Source organism: Pseudomonas sp. BP11-1-1 (assembly GCF_052112105.1).
Classification (GTDB): domain Bacteria; phylum Pseudomonadota; class Gammaproteobacteria; order Pseudomonadales; family Pseudomonadaceae; genus Aquipseudomonas; species Aquipseudomonas alvandae.
The window spans coordinates 352,445-371,012 of the sequence record NZ_JAUTYU010000004.1; the positions used below are offsets into that span (position 1 = coordinate 352,445).

General features: G+C 63.6%; 8 protein-coding genes. 3 read left to right on the forward strand and 5 right to left on the reverse strand.

Features of this window, described 5'->3' with window-relative positions; translation table 11 throughout:
- Positions 1–6 precede the first annotated feature (6 nt).
- Positions 7–12,993: a non-ribosomal peptide synthetase gene (locus tag Q7C33_RS11255; protein WP_407683400.1), complete on the reverse strand. Its 12,987-nt coding sequence runs from the start codon at positions 12,991–12,993 to the stop codon at positions 7–9.
- A gap of 283 nt (positions 12,994–13,276) precedes the next feature.
- On the opposite strand from Q7C33_RS11255, the gene Q7C33_RS11260 reads away from it, so the two are divergent.
- Positions 13,277–13,825 carry an RNA polymerase factor sigma-70 gene (locus tag Q7C33_RS11260; RefSeq protein ID WP_030141922.1) on the forward strand — a complete coding sequence of 183 codons (549 nt, stop codon included), beginning with the start codon at positions 13,277–13,279 and terminating at the stop codon, positions 13,823–13,825.
- A gap of 115 nt (positions 13,826–13,940) precedes the next feature.
- On the opposite strand, the gene Q7C33_RS11265 is transcribed toward Q7C33_RS11260, so the two are convergent.
- From Q7C33_RS11265 to Q7C33_RS11275, 3 genes are all read right to left on the reverse strand, one after another.
- Entirely contained in the window at positions 13,941–14,954 is a 1,014-nt protein-coding gene (locus Q7C33_RS11265; RefSeq protein ID WP_407683401.1) for a GNAT family N-acetyltransferase, read from the reverse strand.
- A 68-nt stretch (positions 14,955–15,022) separates the two neighbouring features.
- A complete protein-coding gene (locus Q7C33_RS11270) occupies positions 15,023–15,799 on the reverse strand; it encodes a substrate-binding periplasmic protein (RefSeq protein ID WP_198797265.1) in 777 nt (258 codons plus the stop codon).
- A 116-nt stretch (positions 15,800–15,915) separates the two neighbouring features.
- Positions 15,916–16,542 carry a TetR/AcrR family transcriptional regulator gene (locus Q7C33_RS11275; RefSeq protein ID WP_030141919.1) on the reverse strand — a complete coding sequence of 209 codons (627 nt, stop codon included), beginning with the start codon at positions 16,540–16,542 and terminating at the stop codon, positions 15,916–15,918.
- A 171-nt stretch (positions 16,543–16,713) separates the two neighbouring features.
- On the opposite strand from Q7C33_RS11275, the gene Q7C33_RS11280 reads away from it, so the two are divergent.
- Together Q7C33_RS11280 and ppnP are read left to right on the forward strand one after the other, a co-directional pair.
- A complete protein-coding gene (locus tag Q7C33_RS11280) occupies positions 16,714–17,256 on the forward strand; it encodes an exonuclease domain-containing protein (protein ID WP_030141918.1) in 543 nt (180 codons plus the stop codon).
- Between the two features lie 86 nt (positions 17,257–17,342).
- Positions 17,343–17,627: a pyrimidine/purine nucleoside phosphorylase gene (ppnP, locus tag Q7C33_RS11285; protein WP_030141917.1), complete on the forward strand. Its 285-nt coding sequence runs from the start codon at positions 17,343–17,345 to the stop codon at positions 17,625–17,627.
- An 80-nt stretch (positions 17,628–17,707) separates the two neighbouring features.
- Here ppnP and Q7C33_RS11290 read toward each other — a convergent pair whose 3' ends face one another.
- On the reverse strand, positions 17,708–18,517 hold the full coding sequence (locus tag Q7C33_RS11290) for an MOSC domain-containing protein (protein ID WP_407683402.1): 810 nt from the start codon (positions 18,515–18,517) through the stop codon (positions 17,708–17,710).
- Positions 18,518–18,568 lie beyond the last annotated feature (51 nt).

An 18,568-nucleotide genomic window follows, 5' to 3' on the forward strand; every position in this document is an offset into this window, starting at 1 on the left:
GCAAAACTAAAGCCCTTCCAACTCCGCCATCAAATCATTCAACCGATCCACCTTCTCCTCGGTGATTTCACTGGCCTCCAACCCACCGATGTATTCAGCCAATTCCCGCACGGTGCTGCACTCGAACATGGCCCTGAGCGGCACGTCCCGTTGCAAGGCTTTTTGCACGCGCGAGGCGATTTGTGTCGCCAGCAACGAGTGCCCGCCCAGTTCGAAGAAATTGTCTTGTACGCCCACCCGTTCGGCCTTCAACACCTCGGTCCAGATATCGGCCAGGGTTTGTTCAAGATCGCTGCTGGGCGCCTGGTAGTCCTGACTCTGCAGTTGACCGATTTCCAGCGCCGGCAGCGCCTTGCGATCGAGTTTGCCGTTGGCATTGAGGGGCAGGCGATCGAGCCACAGCCAGTGCAGCGGCACCATGTATTCCGGTAATTCGCTGCGCAGGCGCTGTTTGATTCGATCCAGGCGTTCGCTCGGGCTCAGCGTGGCGTCGGCGGCAACCAGATAGCCCACCAAGTGCTTGCCATTGACGCCTTCCTGCACACCGACGGCCGCGTCGCGGACTTCGGGCTGCTCGTGCAGCCGTGCTTCGATTTCCCCCAGTTCGATGCGGTAGCCACGAATCTTCACCTGATGGTCGATGCGACCGACGTATTCCAGCACGCCATCGCTGCGCCGACGTGCCAGGTCGCCGGTGCGGTACAGCCGCTCGCCCGGTGCGCTGAACGGGTTGGGCACGAACACCGGCGCGGTACGCAGCGGATCGCCGACATAACCACGCCCCACCCCGGTGCCGGCGACGCACAGCTCGCCCACCGCGCCCACTGGCACCAGTTCCAGGGCGCCGTCGAGCAGGTACAAACGGTTATTGTCGGTCGGCGTACCGATGGGCAGGTAGGTGCCACGGGTCGAGGCCATGTCGACTCGGAAGAACGCCACGTCATCGGAACATTCGGCCGGGCCGTAGGCATTCACCAGGCCGATGTCCGGGTAACGCGCCAGCCACTGATGGGCGAGTTCCGGTGGCATCGCTTCGCCAGTGGGCAGCATCCAGCGCAAGCCATCCAGGCCGATGCGCTCCTGGGCAAGCATGCCCTGGATCAACGACGGCACGCTCTCCAGCACGGTAATGCCCTGGCGTCCGACATGGTCCAGCAGTCCTTGCGGATCGTGGGCGATCACATTGGGCACGATGTCCACCCGAGCCCCGAACAACGGCGCGGCCAGGAACTGCCACACCGAAATATCGAAGCTCTGGGACGCGGTCTGGGCAATCACATCGGCCTCATCCAGCGCCAGGTACGGCACTTTGCTGAGCTGGTTGTTGAGCATGCCGCGCTGCTGGACCATCACACCTTTGGGCAACCCGGTGGAGCCAGAGGTGTAGATCACGTAGGCGAGGTTGTCCGGCCCGCTGTAAACGCCGGGATTTTCCACGGCCTTATCACTGGCCTGGACGTCTTCCCAGACCAGCAGCTTCGGCCGCCCGGCACAGGCGAACGCTTCCAGCAAGGCCAGCGCCTGCTCGTGACAAGCCCGCGTGCACACCAGCAACGGCGTGCGGCTCAATTCGATGATGCGACTCAGGCGCTGGCTCGGCAGGCCCGGGTCCAGCGGCAGGTAACCGCCGCCGGCCTTGAAGCTGCCGATGATCATGCCGAGTAAATCCAGGTCGCGCTCAGCGAGCAGCGCCACTGGCTGGTCGAGACCGACGCCCGCCTCCACCAGCGCGTGACCGAGGCGGTTGCTGCGCTCGTTCAACTCGGCATACGTCCAGGTGTCGTCCTGGCAACTGGCGGCAATACGTTGCGGATGAGCCGCCACCCGGGCCTCGAACAGCTCGACGTAACTCGGCTCCAGCGGATAGCTCCGCGCGCTCTGGTTGCAACCTTCGATGAGGAAATCCTTCTCTTCAGATCCGATCAGCGCCAACTCGGCCATGTCGCCGTGGAAACCTTCCATCAACGCCAGCAGCAATCGCTTGAACTCGCCCAGCAGCCCTTGGACCGTCGACTCATCGAAGTAACGCTGGTCGTAGGACAGGTGCAGCCCCAGATCGTCGCCCGGATAACACACCGCCGTCAGCGGGAAGTTGGTGTGGGTGCGGCCTGAATCCGAGGTGGCGTTGAGACTCTGGGCGCGGTCCAGCACCGAAACCTCCACCGGCGCGTTCTCGAACACGAACAGGCTGTCGAACAACGGCTGGCCCTTGGGCAGCTCGCTGACTTCCTGGATGCTCACCAGCGGCAGGTATTCGTACTCGCGCAGTTGCATGTTGCTGTCCAACAAGCCGTTGAGCCATTGGCGCACGCTGCAGGGCTGGTCGTCCGCCGGGATCCGCACCCGCAAGGCAACGCTGTTGATGAACAGCCCCACCGTGCGCTGCATCTGCGGCAGCTCCACCGGACGCCCGGCCACGGTGACGCCGAACAATACGTCGCGATCACCGCTGATACGGCGCAGCACCAGGGCCCACGCCGCCTGGGCGAAGGTGTTGACGGTCAATTGATGGGCCTGGGCCAGCTCGCGCAGGCGCGCACCGTCCCGGGCGTCGAGGCGGGTGTAGCAATCGCCGACGACCATGCCGCCGCTGTCACCGGCGTGTTCGCGCAGGAACGGCCGGTCACCCGGGATCGGCGTGGTCCGCTCGAAGCCTTGCAGGTTCTGTTGCCACCACTGCCGGGCTTCGGCCAGGCCCTGGCGTTGCAGCCAGCCGATGTAGTCGCGATAGCGCGGCGGCACGGCCAGGCGAGGCTCGCGCTGTTCACCGAGGGCGGTGTAGATCTCGAAGAAATCATCCATCAGCAACGAACGGCACCACGCATCGATGAGGATGTGGTGGTTGCTCATCATGAACCAGTAGCGCGCCGCGCCGACCCGGATCAGGCGCAAGTGGAACGGGGCCTCGTTCAACAGATCGAAACCGGCCTCGCGCTCGCGCTTGAGCAGCGCCTGGAGCTTGGGCTCCTGGGCGTCCTCTGGCACGTGCGTCCAGTCGAGGTATTCCACGGGTGTGCGGCCGGGCTTGTGGATGACCTGCAGCATGTCTTCGCCGACGTTCCAGCAGAACGAGGCGCGCAACGCTTCGTGACGGGCAATCACCGCTTGCCAGGCCTGGGCGAAACGCTGGGGGTCGAGTTCGCTGTTGATGCGGTAGCGGTCCTGCATGTAATACAAGCCCGTACCGGGCTCCAGCAACGTATGCAGCAGCATGCCTTCCTGCATCGGCGTCAGTGGGTAGACGTCTTCGATCTCCGTTGCCGGCACCGGCAGGTTGTCCAGCTGTGCCTGGGTCAGTTTCGCCAGCGGGAAGTCCGACGGCGTCAGGCCGCCCGCCTCGTCCGTGAGGCAATGTTCGATCAGGTGCTGCAATTCCTCGAGGTAGGCGTCGGCCAGCGCGGCGATGGCCTGGCGATCATGGCGCTCGGCGCTGAAGGTCCAGCGCAGCGCCAGTTCGCCGCCACTGACCTGGCAGTCGAGGCTCAGTTCGTTGGGCAGCGGTGCGTCAGGGTCATGGATCGCGCCAAGCGCTTCGTCCAGCGGGCGGAACAACGCCTCCTGGCCGAGGGCATGGTCGAGCTGGCCGAGGTAGTTGAAGGTGATCGTCGCTTGCGGCAGGCAGGCCATGGCCTCGCGGGTGCCGATGTCTGCGAGGTAACGCAGCACGCCATAGCCGAGGCCCTTGTGCGGCACCGCGCGCAGCTGTTCCTTGATGGCTTTGATCGAGTTGCCGATGTCAGCGGCCGACGGGCTCAGGCGCAGCGGATAGACGCTGGTGAACCAACCCACGGTGCGGGTCAGGTCGATGTCATCGAACAGCGCCTCGCGGCCATGTCCTTCGAGCTGGACCAGCACCGATTCATGCTGGCTCCAACGGCACAGCACGCGGGCCAGCGCGGTGAGCAACAGATCATTGACCTGGGTTCGATAGGCGCTGGGAGCTTGTTGCAGAAGTTGCCGGGTGCGCTCGGCGTCCAGGCGCAGGCTGACGATGTCGGCGTGCCGTTCCTGCCGCCCGCCGTCGGGACGGGCGCAAGGCAGCGTCACGTCCGGGCCACTCAACTGGCCTTGCCACCAGCTCAACTCTTCGCGCAGGGACTCACTGCCGGCGTAAGCCTGCAAACGCGCGGCCCAGTCACGGAACGGGCTGGTCTTGGCCGGCAACTGCAGCGTTTGTCTGTCGATGCATTGGCGGTAGGCCGTTTGCAGGTCGTCCATCAACACCCGCCACGACACACCGTCCACCACCAAGTGGTGAATCGCGATCAGCAGGCGCTGCCGACCGTCAGGCAACTCTGCCAACATGGCCCGCAGCAGCGGCCCGCTCGACAGCTCGAAGCCTCGCTGCGCCTGGGCAAACACGGCTTCGCAGGCTTGCGGCGAATCCACCGACACAGCCTCCAGCAGCGCCCCTTCGAACACTGGCTGATGCTCGGCGCGCCAGTGCCCGGCGCGGTTGCCGAAGCCCAGGCGCAAGGCGTCGTGCTGCTCGAACACCGCGCGCAACGCTTGCTCCAGGTAACCCGGCTGCAAGCGCAGGGTCGGCTCCAGCAACAGCGCCTGGTTCCAGTGATGACGGCTGGGTATTTCACCGGCGAAGAACCAATGCTGGATCGGCGTCAGCCCCGACTCGCCGCTCAACAATCCTTGCTCGGCGCTCACCTGTTCGCTGCGCGTGGCGACGGCCGCCAGGGCCTGCACGGTCTGGTGCTGGAACAAATCCCTCGGCGTGAAATGCAGGCCCTGTTGCCGGGCCCGGCTGACGACCTGGATCGACAGGATCGAATCGCCGCCCAGCTCGAAGAAGTTGTCGTTGAGGCCGACCTGCCTGACGTTCAAAACGTCGCACCAGATCGTCGCCAACGCTTGCTCCAAGGCACTGCTCGGGGCCACGTACTGTTGGCGATTGAGTTCGGGATCGGGCATCGGCAAGGCGCGGCGGTCGAGCTTGCCGTTGGCGGTCAGCGGCATGCTCGGCAACAGGATCAAGTGCGCGGGCACCATGTAGTCCGGCAGTTGCGCCTTGAGGTGATGCTTCAGCGCTTCGCGCAGCGCCGCTTGCCCGGCGGCATCCTCTTCGGCGATGTCGCTGACCAGGTAACCGGCCAACTGCTTGCCACCCGGCATATCCAAGGCCAAGACCACGGCCTCGCGCACGGCGTCGTGTTCCAGCAGGCGGGTTTCGATTTCCCCCAGTTCGATACGGAAACCGCGAATCTTCACCTGATGGTCGATCCGCCCCAAATACTCCACCTGACCGTCGCCGCGCTGGCGCACCAGGTCCCCGGTGCGGTACAGCCGTCCGCCGTCAGCGCTGAACGGATCGGCGACGAAGCGCTCGGCGGTGATGCCCGGACGCTGGTGATAACCCTGGGCCAACCCGGCGCCGCCGACATACAGCTCACCCGTCGCGCCTTGGGGCACCAAGGCCAGGTCGGCGTCGAGAATATAAGCGACGCGAGCGCCGATCACGTTGCCGATCGGTACGCTGCCGGCGCCCTCTTCCAGTTGCTCCGGGGCGAGGCTCGCCAGGGGCATGACCACGGTTTCGGTCGGGCCATAGGCGTTGAAGAACAGGTTCGGGCTGAACGCGGCGCGGATGCGCTGCAAATGTTCGCCGGTCAGGGCTTCGCCACCGGTGATGCACATGCGCACCGGCAGCGTCTGGCCCTGGGTTGCCAGCCATTGCGCCAATTGGCTGCCATAGCTGGGGGTGAAACCGAGGATGTTGATGCAGTGTTGGCGAATCAGGCCGCAGATTTCCTCGGCATCCCACTGGCCCTGGGCGCGCAGCACCACCTGGGCGCCACTGAGCAACGGCACCAGCAAGCGCTCGGTGGCGGCGTCGAAATTGATCGAGTAGAAATGCAGTTCGCAGTCATCAAAGCGCATGCCGAAGCGCTGGATGACCGCCCGGCAATGCATGGCGATTTCACCGTGGGACACCACCACCCCCTTGGGTTTGCCGGTGGAGCCGGAGGTATAGATCAAGTAGGCCTGATGTTGCGGCAGGTTGATCAGCGGCGGCGACTGCTCGGGATAATCCACCAGGGCCGGACGGTCGTCTTCCAGGCACCAGCGCTGCACGCCTTCCGGCAGTTCGCCGAGGGCCTGGAACATGGCCCGATCGCTGAGCAGCAAGCCGACGCCGCTGTCCTCGATCATGTAGAGCAAGCGGTCCAGCGGGTATTCCGGGTCCAGCGGCACGTAGGCGCCACCCGCCTTGAGGATCGCCAGCAGGCCGACGACCATGTCCAGCGAGCGCTCCAGAGCCAGCCCTACCCGGACCTGCGGCCCGACGCCACGTTCGCGCAACATCCAGGCCAGGCGATTGGCCCTGCGTTCGAGTTCGGCATAGGTCAGGGTCTGCCCGGCGAACGTCAGCGCCGGCGCGTCCGGGCGCAGCCGGGCCTGTGCTTCGAACAATGAATGGATGCATTGATCGAGGCGATGCTCGCCTGGCTCTTCGCCGAGGCTGTCGAGCAACTGCTGCTGTTCACTGGCGTCCAGCAGCGGCAGCTCGCTCAGCCGCCGAGCCGGATCCACCAGCAGCGCTTCCAACAGGTTGCGCCAATGCCCGGCCATGCGGGCGATGCGCGGTTCGTCGAACAGGTCGGTGCTGTAGGTCAGGCAGCAGCCCAGGCGTTGGTCCAGGTCAGTGACTTCCAGGTTGAGGTCGAACTTGGTCGCCCGCGCATCGTTGACCAGATAATCGACGCTCATACCGGCCAGCGTGCGGCTCTGCTGGAACTCCCAGCGCTGCACGTTGCACATCACTTGGAACAGCGGGTTGTACGCCGCACTGCGCGGCGGTTGCAGGGCTTCGACCAAATGATCGAAAGGCAGGTCCTGGTGGGACTGCCCCTCGATGACCGTGTGGCGCACCTGCTCGAACAACTCGCCCACCGACATCTGCCCGTCGAGTTGGCAACGCAGCACTTGGGTATTGAGGAACGCGCCGATCAGCCCTTCGCTTTCCGGACGGATGCGATTGGCCACCGGCGCGCCGATGCGCAGGTCGGTCTGGCCGCTGTAGCGATAGAGCAGCACGGCCAGGGCGGCGGTCATGGTCATGAACAGGGTCAAGCCATGCTCGGCGTTGAAGGCATGGACCCGCGCGGCCAAGTCGTCGCCGAGGTCGAAACGGAACAGCTCGCCGCGATGACTTTGTACCGCCGGACGCGGGCGGTCCGCCGGCAATTCCAGCAAGGGATGTTCGCGGCCCAGTTGCGCGGTCCAGTAATCGAGCTGGCGCTGGCGCTCGCCGGACTCCAGCCATTGGCGCTGCCAGGCGCTGTAGTCGAGGTATTGCACCGGCAACGGCTCCAGCGGTGACTCGCGGTCATCGATGAAGGCTTCGTACAGCGCACTGAGCTCGCGGGCGAAAATGTCCATCGCCCAGCCTTCGGTGACGATGTGGTGCAGCGTCAGCACCAGGTAATGTTCGCGCTCGGCGGTCTTGACCAGGCAGGCCCGCAGCAGCGGCCCGGTTTCCAGATCGAAGGGTTCGTGGGCCTCGCTGTCCGCCAGTTGCTGCACGCGTTGTTGGCGAAGGTCGGCATCGAGCATGGAAAAATCTTTCCAGTCCATGCGCAGGCCCGTCTCGTCGTGTACCTGTTGGCGAGGCACGCCGTCGATGCTTGGGAACGTGGTGCGCAAGGGTTCATGGCGCAGGATCAAGGCCTGCAACGCCGCTTCGAAGCGCCCCACATCCAGCACTCCGCGCAACCGGGCCATGCCGCCGACGTTATAGGCCGGGCTGTCCGGCTCCATTTGCCAGAGGAACCACATGCGCTGCTGGGAATAGGACAGCGGCACCGGTTGGCTGCGGTCGACTTTCTCGATCGGCGGCTGGCGGTTGGTCCGACCGCTGGCCTGGATCAGCCGCACCTGCTCGGCGAAGGCACCCAGCTCGCTGGCTTCGAACAACGCACGCAACGGCAGCTCGACGTCGCAGGCCTGGCGCGTGCGGGAAATGATCTGGGTCGCCAGCAACGAATGGCCGCCCAGGGCAAAAAAATCATCCCGCAGGCCGATGCGGGCAAGACCGAGTACGTCGCGCCAGATTCCGGCGATGTGCTGTTCGAGGGCGGTGGCCGGCTCGACGTGTTCGCGCACCTGCCATTGCGGCTCCGGCAAGGCGCGACGGTCGAGCTTGCCGCTCGGGCTCAAGGGCATGGCGTCCAGGCGCAACAATTGCGCGGGCACCATGTAGTCAGGCAGCTCGCTGGCGAGGGCGTTTTTCAAGCGAGCGGCTTGGTCGGCCGCCTCTTCATCGGGCGTTGCTGCGGTGTAATAGCCGATCAACTGCGGACCGGCCGCCGTGTCGCGCACCAGCACCGCCGCCTGGGCGACGCCGTCCTGGGCCAGCAAGCGCGCCTCGATTTCCTGTGGTTCGACACGGAAACCGCGCAACTTGACCTGTTGATCGAGGCGGCCGAGGTATTCGATCACGCCGTCGGCATCCCAGCGCGCCAGGTCGCCAGTGCGGTACAGGCGTGCGCCAGCCGATCCTTGGGGATCGGCGATAAAACGTTCAGCCGTCAGCGCGGGACGCCCGAGGTAACCCCGGGCCAGGCCCAGGCCACCGATGCACAGCTCACCCGGCACGCCGACGGGCACGGGATTGAGTTCGCTGTCGAGGATGCGGCACAGCACGTTGGCCAAGGGACGCCCGATGGGCGAGCGCTCGCCATCGCCTGTGGTGCAATGCCAATGGGTGACGTTGATGGCGGTTTCGGTCGGGCCGTAGCGATTGTGCAACTGCGCCGTCGGCAGTTGCGCGAGCACTCGGTTGCGCAACTCGGCCGGCAAGGCTTCGCCGCCGGAGAAAATCTGCCGCAGGCTCGTGCAACGGGCACTCAAGGGCTCGTCGATAAACAGGCTGAGCAGCGGCGGGACGAAGTGCAGCGTGGTCACGCCGAACCGCTCGACCAGTTGCGCGATGCGGTGCGGGTCGCGGTGCTCGCCCGGGCCCGCCAGGACCAATTGGCTGCCGGTGATCAGCGGCCAGAAGCATTCCCAGACCGACACGTCGAAACTGATCGGCGCCTTTTGCATCAACACGTCGGTCTCATCCAGCCCATAGGCGGCCTGCATCCATTGCAGGCGCTCGGCCAGGGCCGCGTGAGTATTGCCGACACCCTTGGGTTGGCCGGTCGAGCCGGAGGTGTAGATCACGTAGGCCAGATGATCGCCGTGCAGGTGCAGCCCCGGCGGATTGCTCGGCCATTGCTCCAGGTGCAGCGCGTCCATGGCGATGACGCTGACGCCCTCGCAGGCCGGCAAGCGTTCGAGCAGTGCGGTTTGGGTCAGGAGCAGATCGACACCGCTGTCGTGGAGCATGTAGGCCAGGCGTTCGCTCGGGTAATCGACATCCAGCGGCACGTAGGCGCCGCCGGCCTTGATGATCGCCAGCACGCCGATAAGCAACTGCGGCGAGCGTTCGGCGGCAATCGCCACGCACACGTCCGGGCCGACACCTTTGTCGCGAAGATAATGGGCCAGCCGATTGGCCTGGGCGTGCAGCTCGGCGTAGTCCAGCGCACCACCGTCCCACTGTAATGCAGTGCGTTGCGGGGTGCGGCGGGCCTGCTCATTGAGCAGTTCCGGGAGCCATTGCGTGGCGGGCTCGCAGGGTGCCGCCGCCCAACGCTGCTGCTGGGCGCGTTCTTCGACGCTCAGCAGAGGCAAGTCGCCGAGGGCCTGTCGTGGATCAGCGCAGACCGCCCGCAGCAAGCTGCAAAAATGCTCGGCCAGGCGTGCGATGGTCGCCGCCTCGAACAGCTCGTCCGCGTAGTCGAACGACAGTGTCAGCCGGCCGTTACGGTCTTCTTCGCTGTGCAATTGCAGGTCGAACTTGGCTTCGCGGCTGTGCCATGGCAATTCATCGGCCAACAGCCCCGGCAGGCGCCGCAACGCGCCAAGGTCGCGCTGCTGGTGGTTGAACATCACTTGGAACAGGCCTTGTTCGCGAGCCTGGGGGAAAGCTTCCAGCAGTTGTTCGAAGGGCAGGTCCTGATGAGCCTGGGCGCCGAGCGTCGCCTCCCGGGCCTGGGCCAGCAGCGCGGCGAAGGGCTGGCGCGAATCGGTTTGCGCGCGCAGCACCTGGGTGTTGATGAAGAAGCCGATCAGCCCTTGGGTTTCCAGGCGCGGGCGGTTGGCGTTGGGCACGCCGATGCGCAGGTCGGATTGGCCGGTGTAGCGCTGCAGCAAGGCCTGGAACGCCGCCAGCAACAGCATGAATACCGTGGCGTCGTGCGCCTGGGCGACCTGGCGCAGGGCATCACCGAGCGTCTTGTCCAGGCGCAGGCTATGGCGCGCGGCGCTGCGATGCCGCTGGGCACTGCGCGGATGGTCGGTGCTCAGCGCCAGGGTCGGGTGCTCGTCGCCCAACTGCTCTTTCCAGTAGCGCAGTTGGCGCTCGGCTTCGCCCTGGGCGAGCCATTGTCGCTGCCAACTGCCGTAATCGGCGTATTGCAGGGGCAGCGGTGCCAGTTCGGCGGTGCGTCCTTGGGACGCGGCGGCATATAGCCGCGAGAACTCGTCGATCAAGACGTTCATCGACCAGCCATCGGCGATGATGTGATGCATCGTCACCAGCAACTGATGATCGTCTTCAGCCAGGCGCAACAAGGTGACCCACAGCAGCGGTCCCTTTTCCAGATCGAACTGAGTGGCCGCTTCGTCTTCGCGGATCTGCCGCGCCCGGGCTTCGCGCTCGTAGGCAGGCATGTCGCTGAGGTCGATCACCTGAAGATTGAACTCACCGGCTGGATCAATCTGTTGCAGGGCCACGCCATCGCGCTCCAGGAAGCGCGTGCGCAAGGATTCGTGGCGCTCGATCAATTGCTGGAAGCTCTGGCGCAGCGCTTGTTCGTCCAGCTCGCCACGCAGGCGCAGGGCGCCGGGGATGTTGTAGGCGCGGCTAGCAGGGTCCAGTTGCCAGGTCAGCCACAAACGGTTCTGGGCCAGGGACTGCGGCAGGGCTTCATCGCGGGCCAACGAATTGATAACGCCCTGGGGCTGGCCGCCGTCTTGTTGCAGATTCGCCACCGCCGTCGCGAAAGCGCCCAGGGTCGGCGCTTCGAAGAGCAGGCGCAGGTTGAGTTCCACACCCAGCACGTCACGCAGCCGCGCAATGACTTGGGTGGCTGCGATGGAGTTGCCACCCAGCAGGAAGAAATGGTCAGCGCTGCGTACCCTATCGACCTGCAAGTGCTCGCACCAGAGTTGGCCGATCAGGTCTTGCAGCTCGGATGACGGCGCGAACTCGTCGACAGTCCCAGCCTTTGCCGAGGGAAACAATGCATAGCTGTCGAGGCTGCCGTCCGCCAATCGCGCGCGGCACGCCGAACGTTGCAGTTTGCCGCTGGACGTCTTCGGCAGCGCCCCCGGATTGAGCAACACCACCACGCTCGGCGCTTGCTGGCAGGCGTCGGCCACGGCTTGGCGAATCGCGTTGATCAAGGCTTCGGGAGGCAGGATCTTTTGCACGCTGCGGCTGACCTCGGCGGCAATCCCGATACCCTCTTCGCCCGCCTCATTGACGGCGAACGCGGCGACGCGTCCTTTGCGCACCACCTCCACTTCCCGTTCGACGGTTTTCTCGATGTCCTGCGGATAAAGGTTATGCCCGCGCACGATCAGCATGTCCTTCAAGCGCCCAGTGATGAACAGCTCACCTTCGCGCATAAAGCCCAGGTCGCCGGTGCGCAGCCAAGTGCGGCCGTCATGCTCGACGAAGGTCTTGGCGCTCGCTTCGGGGTTGCGCCAGTAACCGTGGGCGATGCTCGGCCCGGCGGCCCAGACTTCGCCGACCTGATTGTCGGCCAACGGTTGCAAGGCGTTGGGCTCCACGATCAACACCGCGTGGCCCGGCTGGCTTACACCGCAGCTCATCACCGCGCTGCCCTGCCCCGGTTCGGCACGGTTCTGCGTCAAGGCCGCGTCGTCCATGCGCATCGAGGGAATGCCCTGGCCACGTGGCGTGCCGGCGACGAACAACGTCGCCTCAGCGAGCCCGTATGAGGCCATGAAACTGTCAGCCGTGAAGCCGCATGCCGCGAACTTCTCGGCGAAGCGCTCCAGGCTGTCGAGGCGGATCGGCTCGGAGCCGGAATAAGCGACGCGCCAGCCGCTCAGGTCGAGGCGGCCCAGGGCAGACTCACTGACCCGTTCGCTGCACAGGCGATAGGCGAAGTCCGGGCCGCCGCTGATGGTGCCGCCGTATTCGCTGATCGCTTCGAGCCAGCGCAACGGCCGGGCGAGGAAATAGGCCGGTGACATCAGCACGCAAGGCACGCCGCTGAAGATCGGCTGCAGCAACCCGCCGATCAGCCCCATGTCGTGATACAGCGGCAGCCAGCTGACGATGACATCGTCAGGATTCACATCGATGCCGAAACCATGACGAATCAACAGCTCATTGGCGACGAGGTTGCCGTGGCTGACCTGCACGCCCTTTGGCAATGCAGTGGAGCCGGAGGTGTATTGCAGGAAAGCGATGTCATTGTCTTGCAGGTCCGGTGCCTGCCATTGCTCGGCGCGGGCCGGATCGAGCGTATCGACGCACAGCACTGGCGGCGCCGATTCGATGGCCTGCAAGGTGTCCCGCAAGTCAGCGGTGGTCAGCAACAACCGGGGTTCGGCGTCGGCGATGATCGACAGCAAGCGCTCCTGATGATGCCGACGGGTGGACTCCGGCGGATAGGCCGGTACAGCGATCACACCGGCGTACAGGCAGCCGAAGAACGCCGCGACGTAATCCGGGCCGCTGGGGAACAGCAGCACCGCTCGATCGCCGATTTTCGCTTCGCCCTGCAACGCCGCCGCGATCGTCCGGGCGCGCAGGTCCAGGTCGCAATAACTCAGTACCACGCCCTGCTGCGGACTGTCGGCAAGGAAGCGCAAGGCGACCCGATCCGGAGTCAACGCGGCGCGGCGCTGGAGGGCATGGGCCAGGGTGCTGGGGAGTTCGAACGCGTCGGTCATGAGGGGTTCCTGCCTGAAATTCGGCTTGCAAGTAGTCACCCATGGGGACGGATAACACCGCCAGATAATTAGTCGCTGCTCCCAGGCAACGCGCGCGCAGCGGCGCTCAGGCCCGTAGCCCCCCGTGACAACGAGTCGCAGCGCTCAGTCTGGACTTCCTTTCATCAATAATTCTTCTTCTCAATTGACAATAATTATCATTAAGCCTAATTTGGCCCCCGATGTGTAGGACGGATCCGCTGGCCCGACCGTCCTGCTAACTAATTGCAGCAAGGTGAATTCCATGACGGAACAAGTATCCACAAGCAGGTGCGACTCACCGCTACTTCAGGCATTCGTCGATAACCGAACCATCCTGGTCAAGATCGCAGCGCGCATCACCGGGTGCCGGTCCCGCGCGGAAGATGTGGTCCAAGACGCGTTTTTCAGGCTGCAATCGGCGCCGCAGATCACCTCCTCCATCAAGGCCCAGCTCAGCTATCTGTTCCAGATCGTGCGCAACCTGGCGATCGACCATTACCGCAAGCAAGCGCTGGAACAGAAGTACTCGGGCCCTGAAGAGGAAGGCTTGAACGTGGTGATCCAGGGAGCTTCGCCGGAAACGTCGCATATCAACTTTTCCACGCTCGAGCACATCGCCGACGCATTGACCGAGCTGCCCAGCCGTACTCGCTACGCCTTCGAGATGTACCGCCTGCACGGCGTGCCGCAGAAGGACATCGCCAAGGAGTTGGGCGTCTCGCCAACCCTGGTGAATTTCATGATCCGCGACGCCCTGGTGCATTGCCGCAAGGTGTCGGGGGTGCGCGGGGATACGTTTGCGCGGCGGTGATCTTGCGGTGGACTGACAGGCCTCATCGCGAGCAAGCTCGCTCCCACACAAGGGTCGCAGCAGTCCATGTGGGAGCGAGCTTGCTCGCGATGGGGCAATGAAGGCCGCCATGCCTTCACATCAACGAACACCGATCAAAAAACCGCTCCCGCCCCAGGATCATCAACGCCGCCCGCTTATGCGGGAAATCGAATTCCTTCTCACAATGGAAGCATTGGTTATGCAAATGCCCGATCATCCGGGCGTTGTCGGCCCGAGGCTCGGCCACCACGCGCTGGGTGCGTGGATCGTCGAGAAACAGGTAGTGCACCAGCGCTGATAGCCAGCTCGCGACTTTATGCGGGCCCCGATGTTGTTCCTCGCCCACCAGCATGTGGATACCGCGGTCATAATCGTGGGCGTCATAGAACGGCGCGATTCGATCTTCCTTGGCCCAATAGGCTTCGAAATAGGCGAATGGCTGGTCGTCGAAACAGCCGATCAACGTCAAGACCCGAGGGTCGTGCTGCAGCTTGCCCAGATACTCGCGATGCTGCTCCAGGCTGCCCTCCTCTTGCCAGAAGCTGGCGACCCGAGGGCTGTTCTGCCAGCGATTGAAGCGTGTCAGGTCCTGCTCGATTTCGAGGGTTCGCAGGGACACCCAAGCCCCCAGCCGCGCATCGAAACGTCGATACACCTCGCCTCGTGGCTTGATCGGTCGACGAGGATGGCGCTTGCCATCGGTGATGATCATTTGCTGCGGATAACTGCCGTTGAATGCTTCCCCCAGCCAAGGTTGCGGCAATTGCCAGAACAAGACGCGCTCACAGACGTATTCGTTCACCTCGGGCGTGCCCGCCAGCAAGCCACTGAGCAAGGCTTCGCCGGGGCGTTCGTCAAGGTGCCAGACCAATTGCTGGCAATCGGGATCCCTGGCAAACAACCAATAGCAGGCGGCCCACAGCGCCGGCCCTACAGGCCGGTCGTTGGGTTCTTGAAGATGCACATGAAGTTGAGGGCCGCGCTCCAGGCGCAGACGAATCAAGGGCGCGCCTTCGAGCATCAGGCTCAGATGACGCTCGGTTTCATCAGCGCCGAGGTGACGGCCACCCGGCAAGGGCAGCGTTGTTGAAGGCTTGGAGATGGACATTGGAGCGGCTCACGTATTCGTCGATGGTCAACGTGTGACGTGAGCCGGAATGGGAAATTTAGTCTGGCTCAATGAGCGTGTGGTGGCACCAACTCGATCCGGTAGGGCTGGAAGATCTCCAACATTTGCCCATTGTCCCGCAGTTTCTGCAGCAACCGTTGGAACACATCGGCACTGATGGGCGCCTGGGGTCGGATCAGCGCGTAATGGTGATAGATCTGATCGATGCGCTCGGAAACCAGCAACTGGGGGCCTACCTCAAGATTGCGCAACAGGTAGTCGCTGAGGTACGAGCGGGTCACCAAGGCAATATCCGCGCGCCCGCGCACCACCATTTGCAAATTGCTGTCGTGGGAATAGGTCAGCGTGGCGTTGTACTGCCCGATAAGGAACTTGGGGTCGGGGTTGAACTCGGCAAAGGCGTAGTGATAACCGCTGAACAACGCCAGGCGCTTGCCCCTCAGGTCAGCGAAATATGATTGCTGGCGATCTGGCTGGCGCTGGGTCACAAAGATCTCGGCGTCTTCCAGCCCCATGTCGACTGCGGTATGTGGCACATCCTGCCAGCCCCAGTCCGGGTTCTCGAAGATCGCCATGTCGACGCGTCCCTGCTTGAAATCATTGAAACGGCGCGGAATCGAAGTGGGCACCAGGACGAACTGGTAATCGGCCTGCGATCGATTCAGGGCCTCCACCAGTTGCGGCAGCAGGCCGGTGTCGGCGCCGTTTTCGGGCCGAACGGTATAGGGTGGAAAATGTGCCGCGCCAATCCGCACCAGCTGCGCCGCCTCAAGGGAGGACGTCAGGAAAAGAGCCAGAGCGGCCAGCAAAACACGCGAGGTCATCCCCATCGGCAATAACGTCAAGATACCCCACTCCCCAAAAGACCCATCAATACAGTGACGCTAGGCGGTTTCAGCCGCTTAGCCAGCCATGCGGCCAATTTTAAGCGGTCGCTTGCTTATTGTTTTTCTGCCAACACAAGGATCAGGGCCTGCTCGGCCAGTTCATCGAGACTCAGGCTGCCTTCGGTGCGAAACCAGGTGGTGGTCCAGGACAACGCACCGGTCAGGAAGCGCCGGGTAATGGACGCGTCCCCGCGAATATACCCGGCCTCCTTGGCCTGCCCCAAGACTTCAAGCCAGACTTCTTCATAAATATTGCGCAAGGCCAGGATTTGGCGCTGCCCCTCCATGGAAAGGGAACGCCACTCATAGAACAACACCGCCATCGCCTCGCCGGTGCCGCCCATGATCGACTGCAATTCGCAGCGGATCAGCGCCAGCACCTGCTCGCGCACGCCGCGGGCCTCGGCCAGGGCCGCGCGCATCAACGCAGTGTTGTAGCGGATGGTTTCCTCCATCACCGCCCGAAGGATTTCGTCCTTGCTCTTGAAGTGATGAAAAATGCTCCCCGACTGGATGCCCACGGCACTCGCCAGGTCGCGCACAGTGGTGCGCTCGAAGCCTTTGTTACGAAACAGGTGAGCCGCGGTCTGGAGCAGTTTGCCGCGAGCACTATCCGGGTCGGTCAGTTGACCGTTGTCGACCAGCTCGCGCATCACGCCCTGGGTTTTTTGCTCGTCCACCTGCGTTCTCCCACAGTCGATCAACCCATGCACGGCTATTTCATCAAATCGGCGTGGGCAATTTAAGCTGGCCGGGGCAACCTAGCAAGCGCTCGGGGCCAGGACTAGGCGGATGCGCCGGGTTTGACTACGCTCAAACCCATCAGCACGCCGATACCGGGAACCTTAGCGATGCCTCACTGGCTGGTGATTGATCTGGAGGCCACCACCGATGAAGGTGGCTGGCCGGTAAGCGAAATGGAAATTATCGAAATCGGCGCCAGCCTGGTGAACCGAGACGGCCGGGAGGTGGATCATTTCCAGCGGTTTGTCCGGCCACTGCGGCGGCCGCTGCTCACCCCTTTTTGTCGCCAGCTGACTCACATCAGCCAGGCCAACATCGACAGCGCTGCCCCGCTGACCGAGGTCTGGCCTGTGTTCGAGCGTTGGTTGGCGCCCTATCACGCCAATCTTGAGGGCTGGATCAGCTGGGGTGACTACGATCGCAAGCAATTGTTGCAGGAATGGCAGCAACAACAACTGCAAAGCGTACTTGGCCAGGTTCAGCACATGAATCTCAAGCAACGCTTCGCCAAGGCGCGTCGGCTGGAGCGCCCCCTGGGGCTCAATGCAGCGTTGCAATTGGCCGGGCTGCAGTTCTGTGGGCAACAGCACCGCGCACTGGAGGACGCCCGCAACACGGCGCGATTATTGCCTCTTGTGCTGACAGGCTGAGCGGTTGCCGGGCGCGACAGATGACGACTGTTGTGGCCTTGTGCATACTGGCCGGCCTTTTTCAGCCCTTTCTCGAGGAATCGCCCATGTTTAAAGTCAACGAGTACTTCGACGGCACCGTCAAGTCGATCGCGTTCGGCACTGCCGAAGGCCCAGCGACCATTGGCGTCATGGCACCGGGCGAATATGAATTCGGCACCGCCCAGCGGGAAATCATGCACGTCGTGTCTGGCGCCCTGAGCGTAAAGCTGCCTGACAGCACCCATTGGGAAACCTTCGAGGCCGGCAGCCAGTTCAACGTCCCGGCCAACAGCAAGTTCCAGCTCAAGGTCGCCGTTGACACGGCTTACCTGTGTGAATATCGCGCCTGATATTTTCGTGGCGAAAACGGTTGTCCGGTAAATAGAAATGCCCGTGTCGTTGGACACGGGCATTTTTGTTCTTGAGAGTTTTATTCCAGCACTTCGACCGGCATCCCCACTTCAAGCCTGCCGTTGCCGTCATTCACCAGGTTCTGCCCGAACATCGCGCCGTCAGGCGTCGAACGGTACTGCTGCAACGTCGCGAAAGGCTCGCGATTCGGATCGCGCTCACCGGTTTGCGGATCGACGGTGGTCATGATGCATCTTGAGCATGGCTTGACCACCCGGAATTCCACGTCGCCGATACGAATCCGCTTCCAGCCGTCTTCGGCAAATGCCTCGCTGCCCTCGATCACCAGGTTGGGACGGAAGCGCAGCATTTCCAGGGGGCGGCCGACCTTGCCAGACAGATCCTGCAAAGAGGCCTGTCCAATCAACAACAAAGGAAAACCATCGGCGAAAGCGACCTTGTCGTCGTCCCGGCCATAGCCGGCTGCCGTGGTACGGGCCAATTCCACCGGGACATGGACCAGCCGGGTGCGCTGGCCGATGAATTCGCTGACCCAGGCCGCCGCCTCGTCCCCGGCATCCGGCACCCGCAAGGTGTCGCGCCAGATGATCACGCCGCGTCGTTGTTCTTCGATGACTGGCGGCAACGCCGCTTCGAAGGTGCCGTAGCCCGGCGCACTGAGCGTCAGGCCGCCCGCCTCGTTCCACAAGGCCGATAGCTGGCTCATTTTCGCCACGGCCCGCTGGGTCAGGAATCGCCCGCTGCCTTCATCGACGAGCATCCAGCGGCGGTCACCGTCCAACCCCAGCTTGTCCAGGCCAGTCCCTTGCAGCGATTGGCCCTTGCCGGATTTCAACGGATAACGGTACAGCGCGCTCAGCCGCAACATGGTCAGCTCCCCAGGCGAAAAAAAGCCACCTTATACGAGCCGGCCACCGAA

Coding starts and splice junctions, on each gene's coding strand:
- Q7C33_RS11255 (WP_407683400.1), bottom strand. CDS start 12,993: ATGACCGACGCGTTCGAACTCCCCAGCACCCTGGCCCATGCCCTCCAG.
- Q7C33_RS11260 (WP_030141922.1), top strand. CDS start 13,277: ATGACGGAACAAGTATCCACAAGCAGGTGCGACTCACCGCTACTTCAG.
- Q7C33_RS11265 (WP_407683401.1), bottom strand. CDS start 14,954: ATGTCCATCTCCAAGCCTTCAACAACGCTGCCCTTGCCGGGTGGCCGT.
- Q7C33_RS11270 (WP_198797265.1), bottom strand. CDS start 15,799: ATGACCTCGCGTGTTTTGCTGGCCGCTCTGGCTCTTTTCCTGACGTCC.
- Q7C33_RS11280 (WP_030141918.1), top strand. CDS start 16,714: ATGCCTCACTGGCTGGTGATTGATCTGGAGGCCACCACCGATGAAGGT.
- ppnP (WP_030141917.1), top strand. CDS start 17,343: ATGTTTAAAGTCAACGAGTACTTCGACGGCACCGTCAAGTCGATCGCG.
- Q7C33_RS11290 (WP_407683402.1), bottom strand. CDS start 18,517: ATGTTGCGGCTGAGCGCGCTGTACCGTTATCCGTTGAAATCCGGCAAG.